Origin of the sequence: Janibacter sp. Y6, from assembly GCF_040900765.1 — a bacterium.
GTDB classification, from domain to species: Bacteria; Actinomycetota; Actinomycetes; order Actinomycetales; family Dermatophilaceae; genus Marihabitans; species Marihabitans melonis.
Genome location: NZ_JAKLYZ010000003.1, coordinates 397035 through 421944, shown reverse-complemented (window position 1 = coordinate 421944; position 24910 = coordinate 397035). Strand labels below are relative to the sequence as shown.

The window sequence follows — 24910 nt, the reverse complement described above, 5'->3', positions numbered from 1 at the left end:
CGCGCACGCAAGGATCGACGATATCAGCGGGCGGTCGTGCCGGGCAAAACCGGTCAGCCGGACTCGTGCTCGCGCACGACGGTGAGCACCGCGTGCTCGACCGCGTAGACCGGGTCGCGCCCCCCGCCCTTGACCTCCTCGTCGGCCGCGGCGACGGCCTGGATGGCCCGGCCGAGGGCCGGCCCGGACCACCCGCGCAGCGCGCGGCGGGCCTTGTCGACCTGCCACGGGGCCATGCCGAGGTCGCGGGCGAGGTCGGCCGAGCGGCCGCGCCCCGCTCCCCCGACCTTGGCCAGCTGGCGCAGCTGGCCGGCGAGGACGGCGACGATCGGGACCGGGTCGACCCCGACGGCCACGGCATGACGCAGCAGCCGCAGCGCCTCGCCGGCCTCGCCGGTCACGGCCGCGTCGGCCACGCGGAAGCCCGTGGCCTCGACCTTGCCCCCGTGGTAGCGGTCGACGACGTCGTGGTCGACGACACCGGTCGTGTCGTCGACGAGCTGGGTGCATGCCGAGGCGAGCTCGCGCAGGTCCTTGCCCACGGCCTCGACGAGGGCCTGGACGGCGTCCGGGGCGATCTTGCGCCGCGCCCGGCGGAACTCGCCGGTGACGAAGTCGGCCTTGTCGCGGTCGGACTTGATCGCGGGGCACTCGACGACGCGGGCGCGCGACTTCTTCATCGTGTCGAGGACCTTCTTGCCCCGGTTGCCCGAGGAGTGCAGCACGACGAGCGTCACGTCCTCGGCCGGCTGCTCGAGGTAGGCCAGGACGTCCTGCTGCAGCGCGTCGGAGGCCTCGTGCAGCCCGCGCACGACGATGACCTTGTCCTCGCCGAAGAGCGACGGGCTCGCGTGCATCGCGAGCGCGCCCGCCTCGTAGCCCGCGGTCTCGACGGCCACGAGCTCGATCTCCGGGGAGGCGACGCGTAGGTCGGCGAACACCTGGTCGACGGCGCGCTCGGCGAGCAGCTCCTCGGGGCCCGTGACGAGCACGAGGGGCGGGACGCCGGAGCGGACGTCGACGAGATCGGTCACCGGGACACCTTCGCACCGGGGGCCGACACCGGTCGCGGGTGCTCCGCCCCGTCCTCGTCCAGACTGGCGGCGACGGCTCCCTCGACGACGGCGCCGGTCAGGCCGCGTCGGGCGGGGTCGGCGACGGGCAGCGGGGGCGGCGCGGTCTCGTCGAGGCGGCGCAGGGCGCCGAGCACGAGGGACTTGTCGGTCGTGGGCCAGAAGGGCGGCAGCGAGCGCTGCAGGAAGCCGGCGTAGCGCGCCTTGACCATGCGGTTGTCGAGGAAGGCGACGACCCCGCGGTCGTCGGAGCGCCGCACGAGCCGACCCGCCCCCTGCGAGAGCCGCAGCGCGGCGTGGGTCGCCGACACCGCCATGAAGCCGTTGCCGCCGCGCCGCCCGATCTCCTCGGTGCGCGCGGACGACAGCGGGTCGTCCGGCCGCGGGAAGGGGATGCGGTCGATGAGGACGAGCTGGCAGCTCGAGCCGGGCACGTCGACGCCCTGCCACAGCGTGAGCGTGCCGAAGAGGCAGGTCGTCGGCTCGGCGGCGAACTGGCGCACGAGCGTGGTGATCTGGTCCTCGCCCTGGCAGAGCACCTCCATCTCGCTGCCCAGCCGCTCGCGCATCGCCTCGGCGGCCTCGCGGGCCGCGCGCATCGAGGAGAAGAGACCGAGGGTGCGCCCGCCGGCTGCGCGCACGAGCTCTTCGATCTCGTCGAGGGTCTGCGGGGCGAGCCCGTCGCGACCGGGCGCGGGCAGGTGCTCGGCGACGTAGGCGATCGCCTGCTCGGGGTAGGCGAAGGGGGACCCGACGTCCAGACCGCGCCACGGCGGTGCGCCGTCCCCGCGCAGCCCGAGGGTGCCGGCGACCGCGTCGAAGGTGCCGCCGAGCTCAAGGGTCGCCGACGTGAGCACGACCGTGCGGTCGGTGCGGTTGCCGTCCTCGTCGGTCGAGTCGTCCTCGAAGACCTTGTCCCGCACGAGCATCGCCACGCTCATCGGCGCGACCCGCAGGACGGGACCGCGCCGGGGGTCCTTGCTCACCCACAGCACGTCGAGCTCGCGCTCCTCGAGCACCCGGCCCGCGGTGTCGAAGAGGTCCTCCATCGCGGCCATCGCGATCTGCCGGCCCCCGTCGACCTCGGCGCCCTTCTCCGGCTTGAGCTCGGTGAGCAGGGTGCGGGTGACCTCGCGCAGCCGCGAGACCGTGAGCGCCAGCGCGTCGGGCATGCCCCCGCGCAGCCGACCCTCCGGTACGTCCTCGAGCTGGGCCTCGAGCGCCACCGCGAGGTCGTCGAGCTCCTCGGTGGACTGGACGAGGCGGCCGGCACGCTTGCTCGCGCCGCGGACCGCGCCCGGGGTGATGTCGTCGGTGATCGTCGAGGTGACGCGGTCGACGAGCTCATGGGCCTCGTCGACGACGAGCACGTCGTGCGGCGGCAGCAGGTGGCGCCCCTCGAAGGCGTCGATGGCCATGAAGGAGTGGTTGGTGACGACGACGTCGACCTCCTTGGCCGCCGTGCGCGAGCGCTCGACGAAGCAGTCGCCGAACTCCGGGCACTTGCTGCCGAGGCACTCGTCCGCGCTCACCGACACCTGCCGCCAGGCCCGCTCCGAGACACCGGGCACGAGCTCATCACGGTCACCGGACTCGGTCTGCTCGGCCCACTCGCGCAGCCGCACGACCTCCTGGCCGAGCCGGCCGGCCGCCGCGTCGACCTCGCCGACGTCGAGCAGCCCGTCCTCGTCGTCGGGGAAGCCGCCGACGAGCTTGTGCTGGCAGACGTAGTTGCGCCGGCCCTTGACGAGGGCGTACGTCGGGCGCCGGCCGAGCGGCCCGGTGAGCGCGTCGGCGAGCCGGGGCATGTCGCGGTCGACGATCTGCGCCTGCAGGGCGAGGGTCGCCGTCGCGACGACCGCCGGCCGTCCGCTGCGCATCGCGTGGGCGATCGCGGGCACGAGGTAGGCCAGCGACTTGCCGGTGCCGGTGCCCGCCTGGACGAGGAGGTGCTCGCCCGTCGTCACCGCCCGCTCGACGGCCTGGGCCATCTCGACCTGACCGGGACGGGTGCTGCCGCCGACCCCGTCGACAGCGGCGTTGAGCAGGTCGGTCAGGGAGGGCACCGGCCCTAGGTTAGCGCTCGATATCCTCGCCGCCGTGACGATCCACATCCGCACCGCCACCGCGCAGGACTGGCCCCAGATCTGGCCGGTCGTCGCCGAGGTCGTGCGCGCCGGCGAGACCTACGCCTACCCCCTCGACCTCACGAGCGAGCAGGCCCAGCAGCTGTGGCTGGAGGGCCCGCCCGGCGAGAGCGTCGTGGCCGTCGACGACGACGGCACGATCGTCGGCACGGCGAGGATGGGCCCAAACCGCCCCGGCCACGGGGACCACGTCGGCACGGGGTCCTTCATGGTCGCGGGCAGCGCGCGGGGTCTCGGGGTCGGCCGAGCGCTCGGCGAGCACGTCGTCGCGTGGCACCGCGAGCGCGGCTTCCACGCGATCCAGTTCAACGCCGTCGTGGAGACCAACGCTGCGGCGGTCGCGCTGTGGCGCTCGCTGGGCTTCGAGGTCGTCGGGACCGTGCCGGAGGCCTTCCGCCACCCGACGCACGGTCTCGTCGGGCTCCACGTCATGCACCTCCCCCTTCGCACCGGTCGTGCGCAGGGCTGAGCCTCAGACGGCTCCCGGCTTCTGCATGAGCCCGCCGTCGGCGAAGATCGTCGTCGCGGTGATGTAGCTCGCCGCGTCGGAGGCGACGAAGCAGGCGAGCTTGCCCATCTGCTGCGGGGTGCCGATGTAGCCCAGCGGGATCGCCGCGCGCAGGGCGTCCTGCTCGGCCGGGTCGTCGTCGGCGTTGATGGGGGTGACGATCGCGCCCGGCGCGATGCTCACCATCCGGATGCCGTGCTCGCCGAGCTCGACGCCCGCGGTGCGGGTGAGCATGCGCATCCCGCCCTTGCTCACGCAGTACGTGAGGTCGCTCGGCATCGGCCAGTCCTCGTGGGTGCTCGAGGTGTTGATGATGACCCCGCCGCCGCCCTGCTCGACGAAACGCTCCGCGGCGACCTTCGCACCGAAGACCGCGCCGCGCAGGTTGATCGCGAGCTGCCGGTCGAAGCCCTCCTCGGTGAGGGTGAGCAGCGTCTCCTTCAGCTCGATGCCGGCGTTGCTCACCCACACGTCGATCCGCCCGAAGGCGTCGACCGCCGCGTCGCGCAGCCGCTCGAGGTCGGCGACCGAGGAGACGTCGGCCTCGACCGCGACGGCCCGCTCGGGCCCGCCGAGCTCGGCGACCATCGCCCGGGCGTGGTCGGCGTCGCTCACGTAGTCGATGACGACCCGCGCGCCCTGGGCGCTGGCCTCGCGCACGATGCCCTCGCCGATCCCGGAGTTGCCTCCCGTGACGACGACGACGCGGTCCTCGAGGGGGCGGGGCGAGGCCCCGGCGGGCAGGTCGGGCGCGGTCGGGGGCTGCTCGGTCATGCAGGCAGCGTAGGACCGTCCGCCCGGTCGTGGTCGGCTGCGCGAAGGGGGATGAGTGGGTCGGCGACCGCGCCCGTCACCGAGTTGAGGGCCCGCAGTCCGTGGAAGCCGACGAGGGCGGCGATCGTGCCGAGCGCGATGCCGGCGAGCTGGACGTCGCCGATGCTCCACGTGAAGTCGGCGATGCCGATGATGAGCGCGACGGCACCGGTCATGAGGTTGATCGGGTTGCCGAGGTCGACGCGGTTCTCGATCCAGATCTTCACGCCGAGCAGGCCGATCATCCCGTAGAGGGCGACCGCTGCGCCCCCGAGGACGCCCTTGGGCACGGTGTAGATGAGCTCGCCGAACTTCGGGCTCATAGACAGGAGCACGGCGGTGACCGCCGCGACCCAGTACGCGGCCGTCGAGTAGACGCGGGTCGCCGCCATCACCCCGATGTTCTCGGCGTAGGTCGTCGTGCCCGAGCCACCGCCGGAGCCGGCGAGGGTGGTCGCGAGACCGTCGGCGATGAGCGCCCGACCCATGTAGGGGTCGAGGTCGTCACCGGTCATCGCCGCGACGGAGCGGACGTGCCCGACGTTCTCGGCGACGAGGACGAGGACGACGGGGACGAAAAGACCGAGGACGGAGATGTCGAAGGTCGGTGCGGTGAGGTCCGGCAGGCCGAGCCAGTCGGCCTCGCCGACCTTGGTGAAGCTCAGCTCGCCGCGGATCGCGGCGGTGGCGTAGCCGGCGGCGACGCCGCCGAGGATCGCCAGGCGCGAGATCATCCCCTTCGTCGCGACGCCGAGCACGACGATGACGACGAGGGTCACGACGCCGGTGACCGGGGAGATGATGAAGTTGTCCTTCGCCGCCGGGGCGAGGTTGAGGCCGATGAGGGCGACGATCGCGCCGGTGACCATCGGGGGCATGAGCGCCCGAAGCCAGCGGTCGCCGGAGAGCTGCACCGCCAGGCCGACGAGCGCGAGCGCGATGCCGGCCATGACGACGCCGCCGAGGGCGGTCGGGATGTCGTGGCTCGCCGTGGCAGCGCCGATCGGGGCGATGAAGGCGAAGGAGCTGCCGAGATAGCTCGGCACCCGGCCGCGGGTGATGAGCAGGAAGATCATCGTGCCGACGCCGGAGAAGAGCAGGGTCGTCGCCGGCGACAGGCCGGTGATGAGCGGCACGAGGAAGGTCGCGCCGAACATCGCGACGACGTGCTGCATGCCCAGCCCGACCGTCAGGTCCCAGGACAGACGCTCACGAGGGCGGACGACCTCGCCCGGCGCGACCCTGCGGCCGTCGCCGTGGAGGGTCCAGCCGCGCTGGGTGTCGTCGAGGTCCGGGGGCGTCGGTGCGGGTGCGCTCACGGACCGCAAGGCTATCGCCGCTCGGGCTCCTCCGGCGCACCTGTCTGGTCCGGGGCGGGCGTCTCGGCGAGGCGACGCCACAGCAGCACGGAGTCGCGGTCGTCGCCGGGCGCGACGCGGATCACCCCGGGCTGGCGGCCGACCTCGGTGTACCCGACCTTCGCGTAGAACTGGCCGAGCCCGACGCCGTCCCGGTAGTCGAGGGTGAGGATCTCGACCCCTTCGTCCCGCGCGGCCCGGTGCACCCCGGCCATGAGATGCCGGCCGAGGCTGGCACCGCGGCGCTGCGGGTCGACCATGACGCTCTCGACGCTGCGGATGTGGGCCTGGAGGGGGGTGGTCGGGGTGCGCAGGAAGGCGGCACCGACGAGGTCGCCCGCCGGGGTCATCAGGCCCACCCCGCGCAGGTGGCCGGAGGCCAGGCCGTCCTCGCGGCGCTCCACCTCGGCTTCGACGTCCTCGCGCGGTGCCCCGGCGACGAAGCCGACCGCTCCCCCGGCGTCGTTGACCCGCACCCAGAGGTCGACGAGGCTGCGCCGGGCTCGGGGCGGCAGGGTCGTGAAGGTGCGCACGTAGGGGCTCTCGAGGACCTGCCACCGCGTGCCGCGTGCCTCGTGGTCGTCCTCGGGGACGTGGACCAGGCCCGAGGACTCGGCGACCGCGCGGGTCGTCGGGTCGTCCTCGGCGACACGGAGGCGAAGGGGGACGTCGGGCAGCCACTCGATCGCGTCGGCGACCGCGAGGCGCAGCGCGGCCCGGGCGCGACCGTCGGCCGCGACGGCCGGGGTGGAGCGCACCGTGAGCGCGATGTCGTCCTCGCGGGGGCGCACCCCGACGAAGCCGACCGGCTCGTCCTCGACCGCGACGACCCAGCTGCCGAAGCCGTCGCGCTCCCAGCGCCGGACCCAGCCCGCGACGACGTCGTGCGAGCGGTCGACGTCACCGACGAGCTGCCCGAGCGCGTCCGCGTCCTCGGCCCGCGGCGGCCGCAGGGCGAGTCCCACCCCGGCGATGGTCGTCGGCCGCGTCGTCATCGCCCCATCCTGTCCCACCCCGCCCCTGCATGCTGTGAGGCCACGCGGCCCGTGGTCTCGAGGCTCCTTCGTCGCACCTCGACCACCAACGACCCCTTCGTCGCACCTCGACGGCCACGGAGCACCGCACGACCGGGGCACCTCGGGCGGGCTGCGAGGATGGGTCGGTGAGCCAGCCCCAGACCCTCGACGTGCGTACCGGCTCGACCCCCGACGAGGTCTTCGACGCGCTGGAGCGGTGGGCGGCGGGGCGCGGGATCACGCTCTACCCCCACCAGGAGGAGGCAGCGCTCGCGCTGCTCGCCGACGAGCACGTCGTCATCTCGACCCCGACCGGGTCGGGCAAGTCGCTCGTCGCGACCGCCGCCATCGCCCACGCCCTCTCGCAGGACAAGGTCGCCTTCTACACCGCGCCGATCAAGGCGCTCGTCAGCGAGAAGTTCTTCGACCTCTGCGCGACCTTCGGGGCGCAGGACGTCGGCATGCTCACCGGCGACGCGTCGGTCAACCCCGACGCCCCGATCATCGTGTGCACGGCCGAGGTGCTCGCCAACATGGCGCTGCGCGAGGGCCGGGCCGCCGACGTCGGCCTCGTCGTCATGGACGAGTTCCACTACTACTCCGAGCCCGAGCGCGGCTGGGCCTGGCAGGTCCCGCTGCTCACCCTCGTCGACGCGCAGATGCTCCTCATGTCGGCGACCCTCGGCGACACCTCACGCTTCGTCGAGGACCTCGAGGCGCGCACCGGCCGCGACGTCACCGTCGTCTCGGACGCGCCCCGCCCGGTGCCGCTCACCTTCACCTGGTCGACGACCCCGCTGCAGGACACCATCGAGGACCTCGTCGAGTGGGACCGCGTGCCGGTCTACGTCGTGCACCAGACCCAGGCCAACGCCGCCGAGCACGCGCGCACCCTGTCGTCGACGAAGCTGCTCACCCCCGCCGAGCGCGACGCCGTCGCGGCCGAGATCGCCGGCTTCCGCTTCTCCGCCGGCTTCGGGCGCACCCTCTCGGCGCTGCTGCGCAAGGGCATCGGCGTGCACCACGCCGGGATGCTCCCGCGCTACCGCCGGCTCGTCGAGCGCCTCGCCCAGCAGGGCAAGCTCAAGGTCATCTGCGGGACCGACACCCTCGGCGTCGGCATCAACGTGCCGATCCGCACCGTCCTCTTCACCTCGCTGACGAAGTTCGACGGGCGCCGCCACCGGGTGCTCCGCGTGCGCGAGTTCCTCCAGGTCGCCGGTCGCGCCGGTCGCGCCGGCTACGACACGCAGGGCTTCGTCGTCGTCCAGGCCCCCGAGCACACGATCGAGAACGAGCGCCTCGTCGCCAAGGCCGGTGACGACCCGAAGAAGCTGAAGAAGATCCAGCGCAAGAAGCCCCCGGAGGGCTTCGTCGTGTGGACCGAGGACACCTTCACCAAGCTGACGACCGCCCCGGCCGAGCCGCTCGCCAGCCGCATGCGGGTGGAGAACTCGACGATCCTCAACGTCGTCGCCCGGCCCGGCGACCCCGTCGCCGCCCTGTCGGCCCTCACCCGCGACAACCACGAGGACCCGCGCGGCCAGGCCCGCCTGGCCAAGCGGGCGATCCGGCTCGGCCGCTCCCTGCTCGACTCCGGCGTCCTCGTGCGCCTCGACGAGCCCGACGACAGCGGGCGCACCGTCGCCCTCACCCTCGACCTGCCGAGCGACTTGGCGCTCAACCAGCCGCTCGCCCCCTTCGCCCTGGCCGTCCTCGAGCTGCTCGACCGCGACGCCGACACCTACGCCCTTGACGTCGTCTCCGTCGTCGAGGCGGTCCTCGACGCCCCCCGACCGCTCCTGCTCGCCCAGCAGCACGCCGCCCGCGGCGAGGCCCTGGCCGAGATGAAGGCCGACGGCGTCGAGTACGAGGAGCGGATGGCGCGCCTCGACGAGATCACCTGGCCCGAGCCGCTCGCCGAGCTCCTCCGCCCGGCCTACGAGGAGTACCTCGTCGCCCACCCGTGGCTGCCCGTCGACGGTCTCGTGCCGTGCAGCATCGTGCGGCACATGTGGGAGGACGGCATGTCCTTCAGCGACCTCGTGCGCCGCTACGACCTCGCACCGCGCGAAGGCCTGCTGCTGCGCTACCTCTCCGACGCCTACCGCACGATGGCGCACACCGTGCCGGCCGAGCACCGCAGCGAGGCGCTCGAGGAGATCATCGCCTGGCTCGGCGAGACCATCCGCCAGACCGACTCCTCCCTCCTCGACGAGTGGGAGGCGCTGGCTCATCCCGACGCCCACCTCGCCGAGGTCGTCTCGCACCACGACGCGGGCGACCTGCGCCCGCCGTCGCGCCCGATCAGCGCCCAGCCCCACGCCTTCACGCCCATGGTCCGCGGCGCGATGTGGCAGCGCGTGGCTCGCGCGGCCCGCGACGACGTCGACGGGCTCGCCGCGATCGAGCACGCCGCCGCGGCCCTCGCCGACGACGGGCGCTCCGCGGTGATGACGCGCGACGCCTGGGACGAGGCGCTCGGCGAGTACTGGCAGGAGCACGACGAGATCGCGACCGATGCCGACGCCCGTGGGCCGCACCGCATCTCGACCGAGGACGTCATGGCGCCGGCACCCGGCATGCCCGACGAGGGCGACGAGGCGATCGCCGACGTGCGGGTCCGCCGGGTACGTCAGGTGCTCGCCGACCCCGCGGGTGACGGCGACTGGGTGGTCGAGGCCGAGGTCGACCTCGACGCGTCCGACCGCGTCGGCGAGGCCGTCGTCCTCGCGACGGCGATGCGGCGGCTCTGAGGCGCCACAGGCACCGCGCCGAGGCCTGGACGCCGCGAGGGCGCCCGCCGGGTCACCGACCTAGGCTGTGGGGCATGCCCGTCACCACGCCGCGCCCTGCGCCCGGCCCGCTCGCAGCCCGGCTGCGGGTGCTCGCCGCGCTCCTGCTCGCGCTGCTCCCCGCCCTCGCGCTCGCGGCACCCGCCGGGGCGCAGACGGACGCCGAGCAGGGTCCGACCGCCCGCCAGATGGCGCAGCAGGCCGAGATCCCCGACCCCCTGCGTGTCGGGACCGAAGGGGTGTACGCCCCCTTCTCGATCCGCAAGGGCGATGAGTTCACCGGCTTCGACATCGAGGTCATGGACGCCGTCGCGGAGCGGCTCGGCGTCGAGGTCGAGTACGTCCCGACCCAGTGGGACTCGATGTTCGCCGCCCTGGACGCGGGTCGCTTCGACGTCGTCGCCAACCAGGTCACCTCCAACCCGGAGCGAGAGCAGCTCTACGACCTCTCCGACCCCTACGTCGAGACCGGCGGGGTCCTCGTCGTCGCCGAGGACAACCCGGAGGGCATCGAGTCCCTGGAGGACCTGCGGGGCAAGCGCTCTGCGCAGAACATCACGAGCAGCTGGGCCGAGGTCGCCAAGGAGTACGGCGCGAAGGTCGTCGGCGTCGACGGCATGACGGAGGCGATGGCCAGCCTCAAGGAGGGCCGGGTCGACGCCCTGGTCAACGACAAGCTCGCCGTGCGCAACTACATCGCGACCAACCCCGAGCCGGGCGTGAAGATCGTCGCCGAGACCGAGGAGAAGTCCGAGTCGGTCTTCGCCGCGAAGAAGGACTCCGGCTACATGCCGGCGATCAACAAGGCGCTCGCCGAGATGGAGGACGACGGCACCACCCAGGCGATCTACGACACGTACTTCGCTGCGGATGTCCAGGCGCCCACGTGGTGGGAGCTGGTGAAAGAGAACGCCTGGCCCATCGCGTGGAAGGGCATCTCGGTGACCATCCCGCTCACCGCGCTCTCCTTCACGCTCGGCCTGGCGATCGCGTTGCTCGCAGCCGTCGGCCGGATGTCTCAGGCCGCCGTCCCGAGGGCCGTGGCCCGCTCGTACATCTCGATCATCCGCGGGACGCCTCTCCTGGTCCAGCTCTACCTCATCTTCTTCGCGCTCCCCCAGGTCGGGATCGACCTCAACCCCTTCCCCGCTGCCGTCATCGCGCTGTCGCTCAACGTCGGCGGCTACGCGGCGGAGGTGATCCGCTCGGCGGTCGAGTCGATCCCCCGAGGTCAGTGGGAGGCCGCCCGGACCATCGGCATGAGCCAGCGGACCGCGCTACGGCGGATCATCCTGCCGCAGGCCGCCCGCACCGCGGTCCCACCCCTGTCGAACACCTTGATCTCGCTCGTCAAGGACACCTCGCTGACGTCGATCATCCTCGTCGTCGAGATGGTGCGGCAGGCGCAGTTCGCCGCTGCCCCGACCTTCCAGTTCATGGCGATGTACGGTCTGGCCGCCTTCTACTTCTGGGTGATCTGCCTCGTCGTCTCCTTCGTCCAGGACCGCACCGAGGAGAGGCTGAGCCGCTATGTCGCCCACTGAGCACCCCACCACCCCCGTGCTCGCCGCACAGGGAGTGCGCAAGAGCTTCGGCGAGAAGGAGGTGCTGCGCGACATCTCCTTCCAGGTCGGTGCGGGCACCGTCACAGTCGTCCTCGGCCCGTCCGGGTCCGGCAAGACGACGCTCCTGCGCGCCCTCGGCGGGCTGGAGACCCCCGACGCCGGGGTCATCACCATCGGCGACAGCACGGTGGACTTCGCCGAGCTCACCCCCAACCGGCGCGGCCGGCTCCCCCGCGCTCAGCGGGAGCAGGCCGACCAGCTCGCCTCGCACACGGGGTTCGTCTTCCAGGGGCACGACCTCTTCGCGCACAAGAGCGCGATCGACAACGTCGTGGAGGGCCCGGTCGTCGTCCAGGGCGAGGACCCGGCGGCGGCTCGCGAGCGGGGCATGGCCCTGCTCGAGCAGGTCGGGCTCACCGAGCACGCCGACAAGTACCCCTACCAGCTCTCCGGCGGTCAGCAGCAGCGCGTCGGCATAGCCCGGGCGCTCGCCCTGCGCCCCGACGTCGTCCTCTTCGACGAGCCGACCTCGGCGCTCGACCCCGAGACGGTCGGCGAGGTGCTCGCGGTGATGCGCGACCTCGCGCAGCAGAGCTGGACGATGGTCGTCGTCACCCACGAGATCCGCTTCGCGCGGGAGGTCGCCGACGACGTGCTCTTCATCGACGGCGGGGTCGTCGTCGAGCGGGGCGCGCCCGAGCAGGTGATCCTCGCGCCGCGCGAGGCCCGCACCCAGGCCTTCCTCAAGCGCATCCTCGAGCCGATCTGAGCCGATGATCCTCGTCGACCCGCCGACCTGGCCGGGCTGGGACACGGTGTGGAGCCATCTCGTCTCCGACACCTCGTTGGCCGAGCTCCACGCCTTCGCCGAGGGCGTCGGCCTGCCGAGACGGCTCTTCGACGAGGACCACTACGACGTCCCGCGCAGCCGCTACGCCGAGGTCGTCGCCGCCGGAGCCCACGAGGTGAGCGGTCGCGAGCTCATCGTCGCGCTGCGCACCTCCGGGCTGCGGGTCACCGCCGCTCAGCGCCGCCCGCACCGCCGCTGAGCCGGTCGAGCTCACGGCGCACGTTGGTCCGCGCGGCGTCGGTCCAGCGCTCGTGGGCCACGGTGGTCGCGTAGAGCCGCGGACGGGTGGCGAAGGGGGCGAGGACCGCCGTCCTCCCCCGCGCGAAGTCCTCGGCGGGGACGTGCGCGTACTCCCCGCGGACCTGGGCGCAGTACTCGTCGAAGCGCTGCGGCGGGGCTGAGAGCACCCACAGGTCGGCGTCGTGGAGCACCGCCTCGGGCCCAGGCGTCCCCGGGAGGTGGTGCTCGAGCGTGGCCCGCACGAGCCCCCCGACCGCGGCGACGGCGCCCGGGTCGCACCCGGCCGCGGCGAGCTCGCGCTCGGTGAGGACGGCGCTCGCCTCCTCGTTGGCCCCTGGGGCCGCGGCGGGGTCGTACACGGCGTCGTGGTACCACGCGGCGATCACGACGAGCGCACGCTCGCGGGAGTCGAGGTCGCCGCCGAGCAGGTCGACGGCGGTGAGCACCTCGGCGAGATGACGGCCGTCGTGATAGCCGCGCTGGGGCTCGGAGTAGCGGTCGAGCACGGACGTCGCCATCTCCCCCGGGGCACCCCCGAGCCGGGTCACCGCGTCGTCATACGAGCTCGTGTCCACCGCGTCATCCTCGCAGCCCGGGGGTCCCGGACCGCCCGGCGTCGGTGCACCGGGCTAGCCTCGAGATGCCCCCTTCGCCCGCCCGCCGCACCGACCGCAGACCTGGAGGACCATGCCGACCACCCGCCGCGCCGTCGTCGTCGCCGCGCTGTGCGGCGTGCTCGCGGCCGGCTGCCAGGGCGGTCAGCGCGAGGACGGGGGCACCACCTCGGCGACCCCGACGGGCGCCGAGGAGCCGAAGCCCTCGCAGACGCGCTCCCCTGCCCCGGAGCAGACCTACCGGCCGGTCCGCTTCGACGACGGGCCCGTCTTCAACGAGCCCCTCTCCGACGACGTGACGGCCACCCAGCTGCAGCGCCTCGTCGACGAGGAGCGCGTGCCGGTCGCACCTACCCACGGGGGCGCCTTCGAGACGATGACGAACTCCCTCCGGGCCCTCGACAAGGCCCCCGACGTCATGATCTTCGGTGACTCGATGACCCAGCAGGGCATCGACCCCGAGGTACTGGGTGAGCAGCTCGCCGAGCGCACCGGGTCACCGGTGAGCGTCTTCAACGCGGCGAGCAGCCGCGCGAGGTGGGGCGTCAACCGCATGGTCGCGCGCTACGCCCGGTCCGTCGACCGGCTGCCGCGGGTGGCCGTCCTCAGCATCTCGACCCGGGCCGCGGAGGACGACGGCTTCTACACGAGCACCGTGCAGCGCACGCCCTTCTCGCACGTCGTCGAGGGGTGCGACCGCCCGAGCAGCCCCGTGTGGGACGCCGCGGAGCGCGCGGACTGCGAGGCCGACCGCACCGACCTGCGGCACCGCTTCGCGCTCGGCGGTGGGCAGGTGCGCCGCGCCCTCGAGGGCAGACCGCTCCAGACCACCCTGCAGATCGCGCCGGGCTCGCGGCTGCGGGCCGACGGCATGATCGAGCACCCGTCGATGACCCGGGCTGAGGTCGAGGAGCGTTCCCGCACCCGGCTCGCCGAGCGCGGCTTCCCCGGGTTCCCGACCATCCTGCAGAGCTCGATCGACGAGTACACCGAGCTCGTCGACCTGCTCGAGGCCGAGGGGGTCACGGTCGTCTCGACCGAGATCCCCTACAGCCCGGCCCACCAGGCGGGCCTGGAGCGGATCGGGCGCGACTACGACGCGAAACGGCAGAAGGCCGCGGCCCGGCTCGCCCGCGAGGGCGGGACGCAGCACTTCCCCGTCGCCTCCTACGGCGACTGGTGGGGCGACGGCTCGAGCCGCGACGAGATCCACCTCGCCCCCCAGGGCGCCGCCGACTTCACCGAGCAGCTCGTCGACGACACCCCGGGCCTCGCCGACGCGATCGAGGCCGGGCTGCGCTGAGCCGTCTGCCGTGCCCGGGCGTGACGGCGTGCACGCCCGTGCCGCTCGCGTCGTGGTGCGCCCCGGCGGGGCGCGGATGTGGGACATTGCGAGCATGACCAGCACCCCGGTGAGCGACACGGACGGCTCGCGGATCGACGCCGTGCGGCGACGCGGCGTCGAGACCACAGGCATCGAGATCATCGCCGAGTCCGAGCGCACCGCCCGGCCCCGCGACCTCTTCTGGCCGTGGTTCGCGGCCAACGTCAGCGTCTTCGGCATCTCCTACGCCGCCTTCGTCCTCGGCTTCGGCATCTCCTTCGTCCAGGCGGTCGTCGTCACCGTCCTCGGCGTCGTCATCTCCTTCGCGCTGTGCGGCGTCATCGCGCTCGCCGGCAAGCGCGGGTCGGCCCCGACGATGGTGCTCTCGCGGGCCGCCTTCGGCGTCACCGGGCAGAAGGTGCCCGGCGTCATCAGCTGGCTGACCTCGATCGGCTGGGAGACCTTCCTCGCGATCCTCGCCACGCTCGCGACGGCGACGATCTTCGAGCGGCTCGGCTGGGGCGGTGGCACCGGGACGAAGGTCGTCGCCGCGGTCGTCGTCGCCGGGCTCGTCGTCGCCGCCTCGGTCGCGGGCTACCACGTCATCATGCGGATGCAGTCGGTGCTCACGTGGGTCACCGGGGCCATCACCGTCCTCTACGTCGTCATGACGGTGCAGCACGTCGACTGGGGCGCGGTCACCTCGCTGCCGTCCGGGTCGATCGGCGCGATGACGGGAGCCCTCGTCATGGTGATGACGGGCTTCGGCCTGGGCTGGATCAACATCGCCGCCGACTGGTCGCGCTACCAGCGCCGTGATGCATCGGGCGCCGCGATCGTCGGGTGGAACACCCTCGGCGGCGCGATCGCCCCGGCCCTGCTCGTCTGCTACGGCCTGGCGCTCGCCGGCTCGGACGAGGCGGTGCTCACCGGCATCGGCGGCGACCCGATCGGCACGCTGGCGACCCTCCTGCCGACGTGGGTGCTCGTGCCCTTCCTCGTCGCGGCGGTGCTCGCGCTCGTCTCGGGGGCCGTCCTCGGCATCTACAGCTCGGGCCTGACGCTGCTCTCCCTCGGGGTGCGCATCCCCCGGCCGGCGGCGGCCGCGGTCGACGGGGTCATCCTCACCATCGGCACCTTCTACGTCGTCTTCGTCGCCGAGAGCTTCATCAACCCCTTCCAGTCCTTCCTCATCACCCTCGGGGTTCCGCTCGCGAGCTGGGCGGGGATCATGATCGCCGACATCGCCCTGCGCCGCCGCGACTACGACGAGGAGGCGCTCTTCGACCCGCGCGGCCGGTACGGCGCGTGGGACTGGACCTCGATCGCGACGATGGTCGGCGCGTCCGTCCTCGGCTGGGGCCTCGTCGTCAACTCCTTCGCCGCCGACGCGAGCTGGAACAACTGGCAGGGCTACCTGCTCGAGCCGCTCGGCCTCGGCACGTGGGACGCGGCCGGCGGTTTCTGGGAGGGCACCTTTGCCTACGCCAACCTCGGCGTCCTGCTCGCGCTCGTCCTGTCCTTCCTCGTCACGCTCGTCGCCCGGCGCGGCACGGTCGCCCGGCAGGAGGGACGGGCGTGACCTCGGCACCGCTGCCGGACCTCGCGGGGGCCTGGCTGCTCGTCGTCGACCCGCAGCGGATCTTCGCCGACCCGGAGTCGCAGTGGGGCTCGTTGATGTTCGGCGACATCATCGCGCCGGTGCACCACCTCGCCGAGCGGCTCGGGCCGCAGCGCACGGTCGTCACCCGCTGGGTGCCCGGACGCTCGCGGGTGGGGTCGTGGGCCGACTACTTCGCGGCCTGGCCCTTCGCCGACCGCCCCGACGACGACCCGATGTTCGCCCTCGTCGGCCAGGCCGAGGAGATCTCGGCGCACCCGACGGTCGACGTGCCGACCTTCGGCAAGTGGGGCGAGGACCTCGTCGACGTCGTCGGCCCGACACCGACCCTGCTCGTCACCGGGGTCTCGACGGACTGCTGCGTCGTCTCGACGGTGCTCGCCGCCGCCGACGCGGGCGCGAGGGTCGTCGTCGTCACCGACGGCTGCGCCGGCTCGAGCCGCGAGCACCACACGGCGGCGCTGCACGTCATGGGTCTCTACCCGCCGCAGGTCGTCCTGGCCACCTCGGCCGAGGTCCTCACCGCGCTGGGCTGACTCCCCCTTCGCCCCCGAGGGGACGGCTCAGCCGCGCCCCCCGCGGCTCTCGGGCACGCTCACCGCGACGACGACGCTGCTCATCACCCACAAGGTGATGCCGGCGGTCCCGCCGAGCACGAAGAGGGCCGGGCCGAGCCCGGCCCCGACGAGCGCGGCGACCGCGCCGATGACGGACAGGCCGAGCACGACGAGCGCGCGCCGCACGACGGTGCGGCTGAGGTGGCCCTGCGGGCCGGCGAGGCGCAGCGCGTTGGCGACGAGGAAGACGCCGATGCCCAGGCCGACGACGGCCCAGACCGTACGGCTCTCGACCGAGCCGCCGGCGAGCGCGAGCAGCCACACGAGCGACCCGGCGACGGCCAGGACGACCCCGCCCCGGCGGCCGCCGAGGTCCTCGAGCGCGCGCACGTCAGGCGGTCTTCGCCGCGAAGGGGGCGAGCTCGGCGGCGAGGTCACCCATGACCTTCGCGCGGACCCGGGTGCCCTCGGCGAGGTGGTCCTCGCCGAGGATGTCGGCCTCCTCGTAGATCCGCGAGACGAGGTCGCCGCGGTCGTAGGGCAGGACGACGTCGACCTCGATGTCGGGCTGGGGCAGCTCGACGCTGATGAGCTCGCGCAGCGCGTCGACGCCCAGGCCCGTGCGGGCCGAGACGGCGATGGAGTGACGCTCGTGGCGCAGCAGCCGGTCGACGACCTCGGGGTCGGCGAGGTCGGCCTTGTTGATGACGACGACCTCCTTGACGTCGGTCGCGTCGACGTCGGCGAGCACCGCGCGGACCGCGCTGATCTGACCCTCGGGGTCGGGGTGGCTGCCGTCGACGACGTGGAGGAGCAGGTCGGCGTCGGCGACCTCCTCGAGCGTGCTGCGGAAGGCCTCGACGAGCTGGTGGGGCAGCGCCCGCACGAAGCCGACGGTGTCGGCGAGGGTGAAGTCGCGGCCCTCGGGGGTCTCGGCGCGGCGCACCGTCGTGTCCAGCGTCGCGAAGAGCTGGTTGTCGACGAGGACGCCGGCGTGGGTGAGCCGGTTGAGCAGGGTCGACTTGCCGGCGTTGGTGTACCCGGCGATGACGACGGCGGGCACGCCGTGGGCGTCGCGGGCCCCGCGGCGGGTGTCTCGGTGGGTCTTCATCGACGACAGCTCGCGGCGCAGCTTGGCGATGCGCGAGTTGATCCGGCGGCGGTCGAGCTCGATCTTCGTCTCACCCGGTCCGCGCGAGCCCATGCCCTGGCCACCGGCGGCCTGTCCACCGGCCTGACGGGACATCGACTCGCCCCAGCCGCGCAGGCGCGGCAGGAGGTACTGCAGCTGGGCGAGCTCGACCTGGGCCTTGCCCTCCTTGGACTTCGCGTGCTGGGCGAAGATGTCGAGGATGAGGGCGGTGCGGTCGATGACCTTGACCTTGACGACGTCCTCGAGGGCACGACGCTGGCTCGGGGCGAGCTCGGTGTCGCACACCACGGTGTCGGCGCCCTCGGCGATGACGATGTCGCGCAGCTCGATGGCCTTGCCGGACCCGAGGTAGGTGCCCGGGTCGGGGCGCTGGCGGCGCTGCAGGACGCCGGCGAGGACCTCGGAGCCGGCGGTCTCGGCGAGCGCGGCGAGCTCGCGCATGGAGTTCTCGGCGTCCTGGGCGGTGCCCTCGGACCACACGGCGGCGAGGACGACGCGCTCGAGGCGCAGCTGGCGGTACTCGACCTCGGTGATGTCCTCGAGCTCGGTGGAGAGCCCGGAGACGCGGCGCAGCGCGGTGCGCTCCTCGCGGTCGAGCTGGTCGCCGTCGAAGCGGTCTGCGTCGTCGAAGAAGCCGTCGTCGTCGGCCAGGGCGCTCGCCCTGCGGGCCAGGATGTCGTCGGTCGCGGTGCTACGTGGTTCGGTCATGTTCTCCTCAGGGTCTCACCTCAGAACGCCCCGGGGCCACCGAATACTCCCGTCCGCACGGTGGACGGCCGCGGCGGCTCCCCCTTCGCCCCCGGCTACCCCTCCGGCTACCACGCCGTATGTGTGGTGATCACGACCACTACGGCGTGGTAGGTGGGTGTAGAGCGGGGTGGGTCGGCGGGTTGGCGGGTCGGCGGGGCGGAGGGGTGGACCAACGGGCGATGGGCGAAGGGGGGTGCGCGCGGGGGGCCGGCGGGTCAGCCGTGGGCGCGGGTGCGGATGTCGCTCGCGTGGAGCCGCTCGGCGTCGGCGCGCTCGTCGTCGGTCATCTGCTGGCTGTCGAGCTCGGCCTGCACGCGGCGCCGGTAGTGCTCGACCTCGGCCGCGACCTGCGCGTCGTCCCACCCGAGCTCGCCGGCCATGAGGGCGGCGGCCGTCTCGGCGGCGGCCGCGCCCCGGTCGGGCGTCTCGATGGAGATCCGGGTGCGGCGGGTGAGCACGTCGTTGAGGTGCAGGGCCGCCTCGGCCCGCACGGCGTAGACGACCTCAACGGCGAGGTACTCCTCGGCGCCGACCAGCGGCTCGGCGAGCTCGGGGCGCTGCGCCATGAGCTCGAAGAGGTCGACGACGAGCGAGCCGTAGCGGTCGAGCAGGTGGGTGATCCGCCACACCGGCAGGCCGTGCCGACGGCTCAGGGTGTCGAGCTGGTTGACGAGCGCCTGGTAGCCCTCGGCCCCGACGAGCGGGATGTGCTCGGTGACGCTGTCGGGCACGCCGGGCGGCAGGTCCTCACGGGCCGCGTCGACGGCGTCGGCGGCCATGACGCGGTAGGTCGTGTACTTGCCCCCGGCGATCGAGACGAGCCCCGGCTGCGGCCGGGCGACCGCGTGCTCGCGGCTCAGCTGCGAGGTCTCCTCGCTCTCGCCCGCGAGCAGGGGGCGCAGGCCCGCGTAGACCCCCTGGATGTCCTCGCGCGTGATCGGGGTGAGCAGGACGTCGTTGATCTCGCCGAGGAGGTAGTCGATGTCGGCCGAGGTGGCGGCCGGGTGCGCCCGCGAGAGCTCCCACGGGGTGTCGGTCGTGCCGACGATCCAGTGCGTGCCCCACGGGATGCAGAAGAGGACGGAGGTCGCCGTGCGCAGGATGAGCCCGGTCTCGGAGTTGATCCGGTCACGCGGCACGACGATGTGCACGCCCTTGCTCGCGCGCACGTGGAAGCGGCCGCGCCCACCGGCCATGCGCTGGATGTCGTCGGTCCACACCCCGGTGCAGTTGACGACGACGGAGGCGCGCACCTCCACCTCCGCACCGGTCTCGACGTCGAGGACCCGGGCGCCGACGACGCGCTCGCCCGCGTGGAGCAGGCCGACGACCTTCGCCGAGCTGAGGACGGTGGCCCCGTAGGACGCGGCGGTGCGCACGACGGTGAGGGTGTGACGGGCGTCGTCGCACTGGGCGTCGTGGTAGAGCAGACCGCCGTGGTGGCTCTCGGGCTTGAGGGCGGGCGCGATGCGCCGCACGCCCCCCTTCGTCAGCTGCTTGGTCCGCGGGACCGAGCGGGCGCCGCCCATCGTGTCGTACATCGTCAGGCCGGCGGTGACGTAGGGGCGCTCCCACACCGCGTGCTCGAGCGGGTAGAGGAAAGAGACCGGCTTGACGAGGTGCGGCGCGATCCGGGTGAGCATGAGCTCGCGCTCCTTGAGCGCCTCGCGCACGAGGGCGAAGTTCAGCTGCTCGAGGTAGCGCACCCCGCCGTGGAAGAGCTTGCTGCTGCGCGAGGAGGTGCCCGAGGCGAAGTCGCGCTGCTCGACGAGCGCCACCCGCAGGCCGCGGGTCGCGGCGTCGAGCGCCACCCCGGCCCCGGTCACCCCTCCCCCGACGACGAGCACGTCGAGCTCGGCCGAGGCGAGGTGCTCCCACGCCGCGGCTCGCTGGGCGGGGTCGAGCTGAGCGGGTCCGCGCATGCCGCCACGATATCCGCCGCCTCTCGCCTGCCAGACTGCCGCCCATGACTCCTTCGCGCACCTACGTCCTGGCCATCGACCAGGGCACGACGAGCACCCGGGCGATGATCTTCGACGCGGCGGGAGAGGTCGTCGCGCAGGACCAGATCGAGCACGAGCAGATCTTCCCGCGGGCCGGGTGGGTCGAGCACGACCCGATGGAGATCTGGGAGAGCACCCGCCGGGTCATCGGCGGGGCGCTCGGCAAGGGCAACCTCAACAGCCGTCACGTCGAGGCGATCGGCATCACCAACCAGCGCGAGACCGTCGTCGTGTGGGAGCGCGCCACCGGGCGGCCGATCCACAACGCCGTCGTGTGGCAGGACACCCGCACCCAGGCGATGGTCGACGAGCTCGCCGCCGACGGCGGGATCGACCGCTTCAAGGACGTCTGCGGCCTGCCGCTCGCCACGTACTTCGCCGGGCCGAAGATCGCCTGGGTCCTCGACCACGTCGAGGGGGCGCGCGAGCGGGCGGCGAAGGGGGAGCTGCTCGCCGGGACGATCGACAGCTGGCTCGTGTGGAACCTCACCGGCGGTGGGGAGCACGACGGCGAGCACGTCACCGACGTCACCAACGCCTCGCGCACGATGCTCATGGACCTGCGCACGCTGCAGTGGAGCGAGGAGCTGTGCGAGGCGATCCGCGTGCCGATGGAGGTGCTCCCCCGCATCTGCAGCTCCTCGGAGGTCTACGGCGAGTGCACCCCCGGCGTCCTCGCGGGCACCCCCGTCGCCGGCATCCTCGGCGACCAGCAGGCGGCGACCTTCGGGCAGGCCTGCCTCGCCCCGGGCACGGCGAAGAACACGTACGGCACGGGCAACTTCATGCTGCTCAACACCGGCACCGAGATCGTCGAGAGCGAGAACGGCCTGCTGACGACGCTGTGCTACCAGCTCGGCGACGACGCGCCGGTCTACGCGCTCGAGGGGTCCATCGCCGTCACCGGGTCGCTCGTGCAGTGGGTGCGCGACAACCTCGGGCTCATCCGCAGCGCCCCGGAGATCGAGCAGCTCGCGTGCTCGGTGGAGGACAACGGCGGCGTGTACTTCGTGCCGGCCTTCTCGGGTCTCTTCGCGCCGTACTGGCGACCCGATGCCCGCGGCGCGATCCTCGGGCTCACGCGGTACGCGAACAAGGGGCACCTCGCCCGGGCGGTGCTCGAGTCGACGGCCTTCCAGACCCGCGACGTCCTCGACGCGATGCAGGCCGACGCCGAGCGGGCCGGCGGCCGGCTCACCGAGCTCAAGGTCGACGGCGGGATGGTCGCCAACGAGACGCTCATGCAGTTCCAGGCCGACGTGCTCGGCGTCGACGTCGTCCGACCGAAGATCGCCGAGACGACGGCCCTCGGGGCGGCCTACGTCGCCGGTCTCGCCGTCGGGTACTGGAGCTCGACCGAGCAGGTCGAGGCCAACTGGTCCGAGGACGAGCGGTGGACCCCACGGCTGGACCGCGCCGACGTCGAGCGGATGTGCCGCAACTGGGCCAAGGCCGTCTCGCGCACCCTCGACTGGGTCGACGAGGACGTGGACTGACGCCGTGACCGAGCACTACTTCAGCGAAGGGGTCCCCGCGACCGACGCCGAGCGGCGCCGGCTGAGCGTCCGCCTCGCCGGTCAGGACGTCGTCGTCGAGACCGCGGGCGGGGTCTTCTCCGCCGGGGCCCTCGACAAGGCCACGCAGGTGCTGCTCGAGGAGGTCGAGCCGCCGCCCACGACCGGGCAGGCGCTCGACCTCGGCTGCGGCTGGGGTCCGATCGCACTAGAGCTCGCCCTGCGCTCCCCCGAGCTCGACGTCACCGCCGTCGACGTCAACGAGCGCGCGCTCGACCTCGTGCGGCGCAACGCCGCGGCCCTCGGCTGCGAGCGCGTGCGTGCGGTGCGGGCCGACGCGGTCGACCCCGACGTGCGCTACGACGTCATCTGGTCCAACCCCCCGATCCGGATCGGCAAGGCCGCCCTCCACGAGCTCTTGAGGACCTGGCTGCCGCGCCTCGCGCCGCAGGGGCAGGCCTGGCTCGTCGTCGGCAAGAACCTCGGCGCAGACTCGCTCCAGCGCTGGGTCGAGTCCGAGCTCGACCTGCGCTGCGAGCGCACCGCCTCCTCGAAGGGCTTCCGCGTCCTGCGCGTCTCGCGCTGACTCCCCCTTCGCCCCCCCCTTCGTCGAGCCCACCGGCCCGTGCCCTGCGCTCCCCCGGCTCCGCGTCCGCCCCCCTTCGCCCCCCTTCGCCGAGCCCCGCTCGTGGTCCGTCAGACCCGCTCGTCGCGGTCCCGCGAGGAGCGTCCCTCGCGGACCACGAGCGGGGCTCAGCGGGCTGTGGATGACGAGGCAGGTAGTAGCGCCGGCTCTGCCACCGTGCACAGGTGGACGAACTGCTCACCACGATGCGCGCCCTGGCTGCCGACGGACTCTTCTCCGCGGCTGACGCGCGGGCCTGCGGTCTCGATCGCCGACTTCTCGCCGAGGCCGCTGCGAGAGGAGAGATCGAGCGGCTCGCGCGGGGTCAGTACCTCGTCAGCCCTGCGCCGGACCTGCGTGAGCTGCACAGGTCACGGTCGATCGCGGTCGTCGACGGGCTGGAACGCACGGGGCTGAGCCATGACAGCGGGCTCGTCGTGCGCGGGCTGCCGACCTTCGCCGCCGACCTGTCGCGGGTGCACGTGACGTCGACCCGGCGACGCAAACGGGTCCCCCCGCACGTGCACCACTGGGTGCGCAGGTCTGTGGTGCTCGACGAGGTCGTCGTCGGGTCGACGACGGTGCCGGCACTCCCGGTGGCCGACTGCGTCGTGCAGGTGGGGCTGCTGCGCGGGGGCGAAGCAGCACTCGTCCCCGCCGACGCCGCCATCCGACAGGGCTCGCTCACCGTCGACGACCTCTCGGCGGCCCTCGACCTCGTCGTCGGTCACCGGGGTGTGCGCTCGCTGCGGCAGATGCTCGCATGGGCCGACGGCCGCCACGAGACGCCGGGCGAGACCCGCACCGGTGTGTGCCTGCACCGTCTCGGGCTGGCGTACACGCCGCAGGTCTGGATCGGCCAGACCGCGTCGACGCGCTCCTGGACGACGAGCCGGTCGTCGTCGAGTTCGACGGCGCACTCAAGTACACGGACCAGGACGCTCTCGTCGCAGAGAAGATCCGCGAGGACCGGGTCCGCTCACGCGGCTACGGCTTCGTCCGGCTGATGTGGGCCGACCTCTACGACCTCGGCCTGGTTGCTGCGCGGGTGCGCCGAGCGATCGACGCCCTGCCCCGCCGGTCCTAGCCCCCGCCGCAGACCCCTTCGCCCGGCCCCGTCGCCAGGACGCACCTCGCCCGCACCCGCCCCCTTCGCCGAGACCCGCTCGTGGTCCGTGAGACCCGGTCATCGCAGCCCCGCGACGACCGGCCTTCGCGGACCACGAGCGGGTCTCGGCGGGGTGGGGGGCGGGTTGGGGAGGGCGGGTTGGGGGAGGCGAGGGTGCGGGGTGGGCGAAAAGGGGGCAGAGGGGTCGGGGAGGTCAGGCGGGGGCGGAGGGCGTGCGGCGGGCCGCGAGCATGGCGACGACCGCGACGAGCGAGACACCGGCGCCGACGGCGGTCGACCCGACGCGGTCGAGCAGGAGCGGTCCGACCGGCTGCTCGTGGGCAAGCTGGCTCATCATCAGCGCGAGCGGGGTGATGAAGAGCAGGGCGAGCGCGTAGTTGCGCCCGATGAAGAGCTCGGCACCGATCTGCGTCACGCACACGACGGCGACCGCGGCCAGACCACGCGGGTGGGCCGCGAGGAGGGGCCAGGCCACGAGCACCCCGAGGACGGTGCCGACGGCGCGGTGCACCGCGCGCACGAGACGGGTCCGGTGGTCGGCCCCGCCGAGTGCCGCGACGGCCGCGACGATGCCCCAGTAGGGGTGCTCGAAGCCGACGAGCAGGCACGCGCTGCCGCCGACGAGGGCACAGCCGAGGACGACGGCGACCCAGCGGCGCCGGGCCGGGGTGCCGAGCGCCGTGCGCACGGACATCGCCGGCAGGGTCGGCACCCGGTAGCCGGTGCGGTCCCGCAGCACCCCGACGTGACCGACGAGCAGCGAGAAGGCCGCGCTCAGCGCCGACACCGCGAGGGCCAGCGGCACGTCGAGCAGACCGAGCCCGGGGATCGAGGCGCACACGCAGAAGGCGAAGACGAGGAAGGTCGACCCGGGCGGGTGCCACGCCAGGGCGGCCGCGAGGACCTGGCCGGCGCCGGCGACGAGCGCCCCGACGAGGACGACGAGCCACGCGTGCTGGCCTGGCAGCACGGCGGCGAGCACGCCGAGCCCCACCGTGGCGGTGAAGGCGATCGCCGCCCCGAGCTGCATGCCGGACCGGTCGACGTGGCCGTGGTGACGGCCGTAGAGCGAGGTCATGGCGCCGAAGGCGGCGTACGGGGTGAGGTCGACCCGTCCGGCGAGCACGAGCACGGCGAGCGGCACGAGGACGGACACCCCGGCGCGAAGGGCGACTCGGTGGGCCCCGGCATGCGGCCCGACCTCGATGCTCGCGCGGGCGACCTCGCCGACCGCGGCACCGACCCGGCCGAGCAC

General features: G+C 73.3%; 21 protein-coding genes. 11 read left to right on the top strand and 10 right to left on the bottom strand.

Annotated elements, in window-relative coordinates:
- Positions 1-53: 53 nt before the first annotated feature.
- Both holA and L6241_RS09590 read right to left on the bottom strand, forming a co-directional pair.
- Positions 54-1034, bottom strand: a complete 981-nt coding sequence (gene holA, locus L6241_RS09595) for a DNA polymerase III subunit delta (RefSeq protein WP_368245943.1) — start codon at positions 1032-1034, stop codon at positions 54-56.
- On the bottom strand, positions 1031-3187 hold the full coding sequence (locus tag L6241_RS09590) for an ATP-dependent DNA helicase (protein ID WP_368245942.1): 2157 nt from the start codon (positions 3185-3187) through the stop codon (positions 1031-1033). Before L6241_RS09590 ends, holA begins: the two co-directional genes overlap by 4 nt.
- Here L6241_RS09590 and L6241_RS09585 point away from each other — a divergent pair.
- Positions 3174-3689: an N-acetyltransferase family protein gene (locus L6241_RS09585; protein ID WP_368245940.1), complete on the top strand. Its 516-nt coding sequence runs from the start codon at positions 3174-3176 to the stop codon at positions 3687-3689. The two genes, L6241_RS09590 and L6241_RS09585, sit on opposite strands and share 14 nt — an antisense overlap.
- A 3-nt stretch (positions 3690-3692) precedes the next feature.
- Here L6241_RS09585 and L6241_RS09580 read toward each other — a convergent pair whose 3' ends face one another.
- From L6241_RS09580 to L6241_RS09570, 3 genes are read right to left on the bottom strand one after another with little or no spacing between them, the layout of a single operon-like run.
- Positions 3693-4502: an SDR family oxidoreductase gene (locus L6241_RS09580; protein WP_368245939.1), complete on the bottom strand. Its 810-nt coding sequence runs from the start codon at positions 4500-4502 to the stop codon at positions 3693-3695.
- Entirely contained in the window at positions 4499-5860 is a 1362-nt protein-coding gene (locus L6241_RS09575) for a uracil-xanthine permease family protein (RefSeq protein WP_368245938.1), read from the bottom strand. The genes L6241_RS09580 and L6241_RS09575 overlap by 4 nt, the downstream gene beginning before the upstream one ends.
- An 11-nt stretch (positions 5861-5871) precedes the next feature.
- Positions 5872-6894, bottom strand: a complete 1023-nt coding sequence (locus L6241_RS09570; protein WP_368245937.1) for a GNAT family N-acetyltransferase — start codon at positions 6892-6894, stop codon at positions 5872-5874.
- 167 nt (positions 6895-7061) lie between these two features.
- Here L6241_RS09570 and L6241_RS09565 point away from each other — a divergent pair, with 167 nt between their 5' ends.
- The 4 genes from L6241_RS09565 (at position 7062) to L6241_RS09550 (ending at position 12324) form a co-directional block, all read left to right on the top strand.
- Positions 7062-9671 (top strand): DEAD/DEAH box helicase, encoded by a 2610-nt coding sequence (locus L6241_RS09565; RefSeq protein ID WP_368245936.1) that lies wholly within the window; start codon positions 7062-7064, stop codon positions 9669-9671.
- A gap of 74 nt (positions 9672-9745) precedes the next feature.
- Positions 9746-11254, top strand: a complete 1509-nt coding sequence (locus L6241_RS09560) for an ABC transporter substrate-binding protein/permease (RefSeq protein WP_368245935.1) — start codon at positions 9746-9748, stop codon at positions 11252-11254.
- Positions 11241-12044 (top strand): amino acid ABC transporter ATP-binding protein, encoded by an 804-nt coding sequence (locus L6241_RS09555; RefSeq protein ID WP_368245934.1) that lies wholly within the window; start codon positions 11241-11243, stop codon positions 12042-12044. Before L6241_RS09560 ends, L6241_RS09555 begins: the two co-directional genes overlap by 14 nt.
- Positions 12045-12048: 4 nt before the next feature.
- A complete protein-coding gene (locus tag L6241_RS09550) occupies positions 12049-12324 on the top strand; it encodes a DUF4031 domain-containing protein (protein ID WP_068273982.1) in 276 nt (91 codons plus the stop codon).
- Here L6241_RS09550 and L6241_RS09545 read toward each other — a convergent pair.
- Positions 12290-12940, bottom strand: a complete 651-nt coding sequence (locus tag L6241_RS09545; protein ID WP_368245933.1) for a hypothetical protein — start codon at positions 12938-12940, stop codon at positions 12290-12292. The two genes, L6241_RS09550 and L6241_RS09545, sit on opposite strands and share 35 nt — an antisense overlap.
- Positions 12941-13052: 112 nt before the next feature.
- On the opposite strand from L6241_RS09545, the gene L6241_RS09540 reads away from it, so the two are divergent.
- From L6241_RS09540 to L6241_RS09530, 3 genes are all read left to right on the top strand, one after another.
- Positions 13053-14282 carry a hypothetical protein gene (locus L6241_RS09540; protein ID WP_368245932.1) on the top strand — a complete coding sequence of 410 codons (1230 nt, stop codon included), beginning with the start codon at positions 13053-13055 and terminating at the stop codon, positions 14280-14282.
- 94 nt (positions 14283-14376) lie between these two features.
- Positions 14377-15885, top strand: coding sequence for a cytosine permease (locus L6241_RS09535; protein ID WP_368245931.1), 1509 nt, complete (start codon positions 14377-14379; stop codon positions 15883-15885).
- On the top strand, positions 15882-16460 hold the full coding sequence (locus tag L6241_RS09530) for an isochorismatase family protein (protein ID WP_191681933.1): 579 nt from the start codon (positions 15882-15884) through the stop codon (positions 16458-16460). Before L6241_RS09535 ends, L6241_RS09530 begins: the two co-directional genes overlap by 4 nt.
- A 27-nt stretch (positions 16461-16487) precedes the next feature.
- On the opposite strand, the gene L6241_RS09525 is transcribed toward L6241_RS09530, so the two are convergent.
- The 3 genes from L6241_RS09525 to L6241_RS09515 form a co-directional block, all read right to left on the bottom strand.
- Positions 16488-16871 carry a hypothetical protein gene (locus tag L6241_RS09525; RefSeq protein WP_368245930.1) on the bottom strand — a complete coding sequence of 128 codons (384 nt, stop codon included), beginning with the start codon at positions 16869-16871 and terminating at the stop codon, positions 16488-16490.
- A gap of 1 nt (position 16872) precedes the next feature.
- Positions 16873-18342 (bottom strand): GTPase HflX, encoded by a 1470-nt coding sequence (hflX, locus tag L6241_RS09520; RefSeq protein ID WP_191564640.1) that lies wholly within the window; start codon positions 18340-18342, stop codon positions 16873-16875.
- A gap of 257 nt (positions 18343-18599) precedes the next feature.
- Complete coding sequence (locus L6241_RS09515) at positions 18600-20306, bottom strand: glycerol-3-phosphate dehydrogenase/oxidase (RefSeq protein WP_123090865.1); 1707 nt, start codon at positions 20304-20306, stop codon at positions 18600-18602.
- Between the two features lie 44 nt (positions 20307-20350).
- Here L6241_RS09515 and glpK point away from each other — a divergent pair, with 44 nt between their 5' ends.
- The 3 genes from glpK (at position 20351) to L6241_RS09500 (ending at position 23533) form a co-directional block, all read left to right on the top strand.
- Positions 20351-21883 (top strand): glycerol kinase GlpK, encoded by a 1533-nt coding sequence (gene glpK / locus L6241_RS09510; RefSeq protein ID WP_368245929.1) that lies wholly within the window; start codon positions 20351-20353, stop codon positions 21881-21883.
- 4 nt (positions 21884-21887) lie between these two features.
- Entirely contained in the window at positions 21888-22487 is a 600-nt protein-coding gene (locus L6241_RS09505) for a class I SAM-dependent methyltransferase (RefSeq protein WP_368245927.1), read from the top strand.
- Between the two features lie 224 nt (positions 22488-22711).
- Positions 22712-23533 (top strand): type IV toxin-antitoxin system AbiEi family antitoxin domain-containing protein, encoded by an 822-nt coding sequence (locus L6241_RS09500; protein ID WP_368245925.1) that lies wholly within the window; start codon positions 22712-22714, stop codon positions 23531-23533.
- 315 nt (positions 23534-23848) lie between these two features.
- Here L6241_RS09500 and L6241_RS09495 read toward each other — a convergent pair whose 3' ends face one another.
- Positions 23849-24910, bottom strand: coding sequence for an FUSC family protein (locus L6241_RS09495; protein WP_368245924.1), 1062 nt, complete (start codon positions 24908-24910; stop codon positions 23849-23851).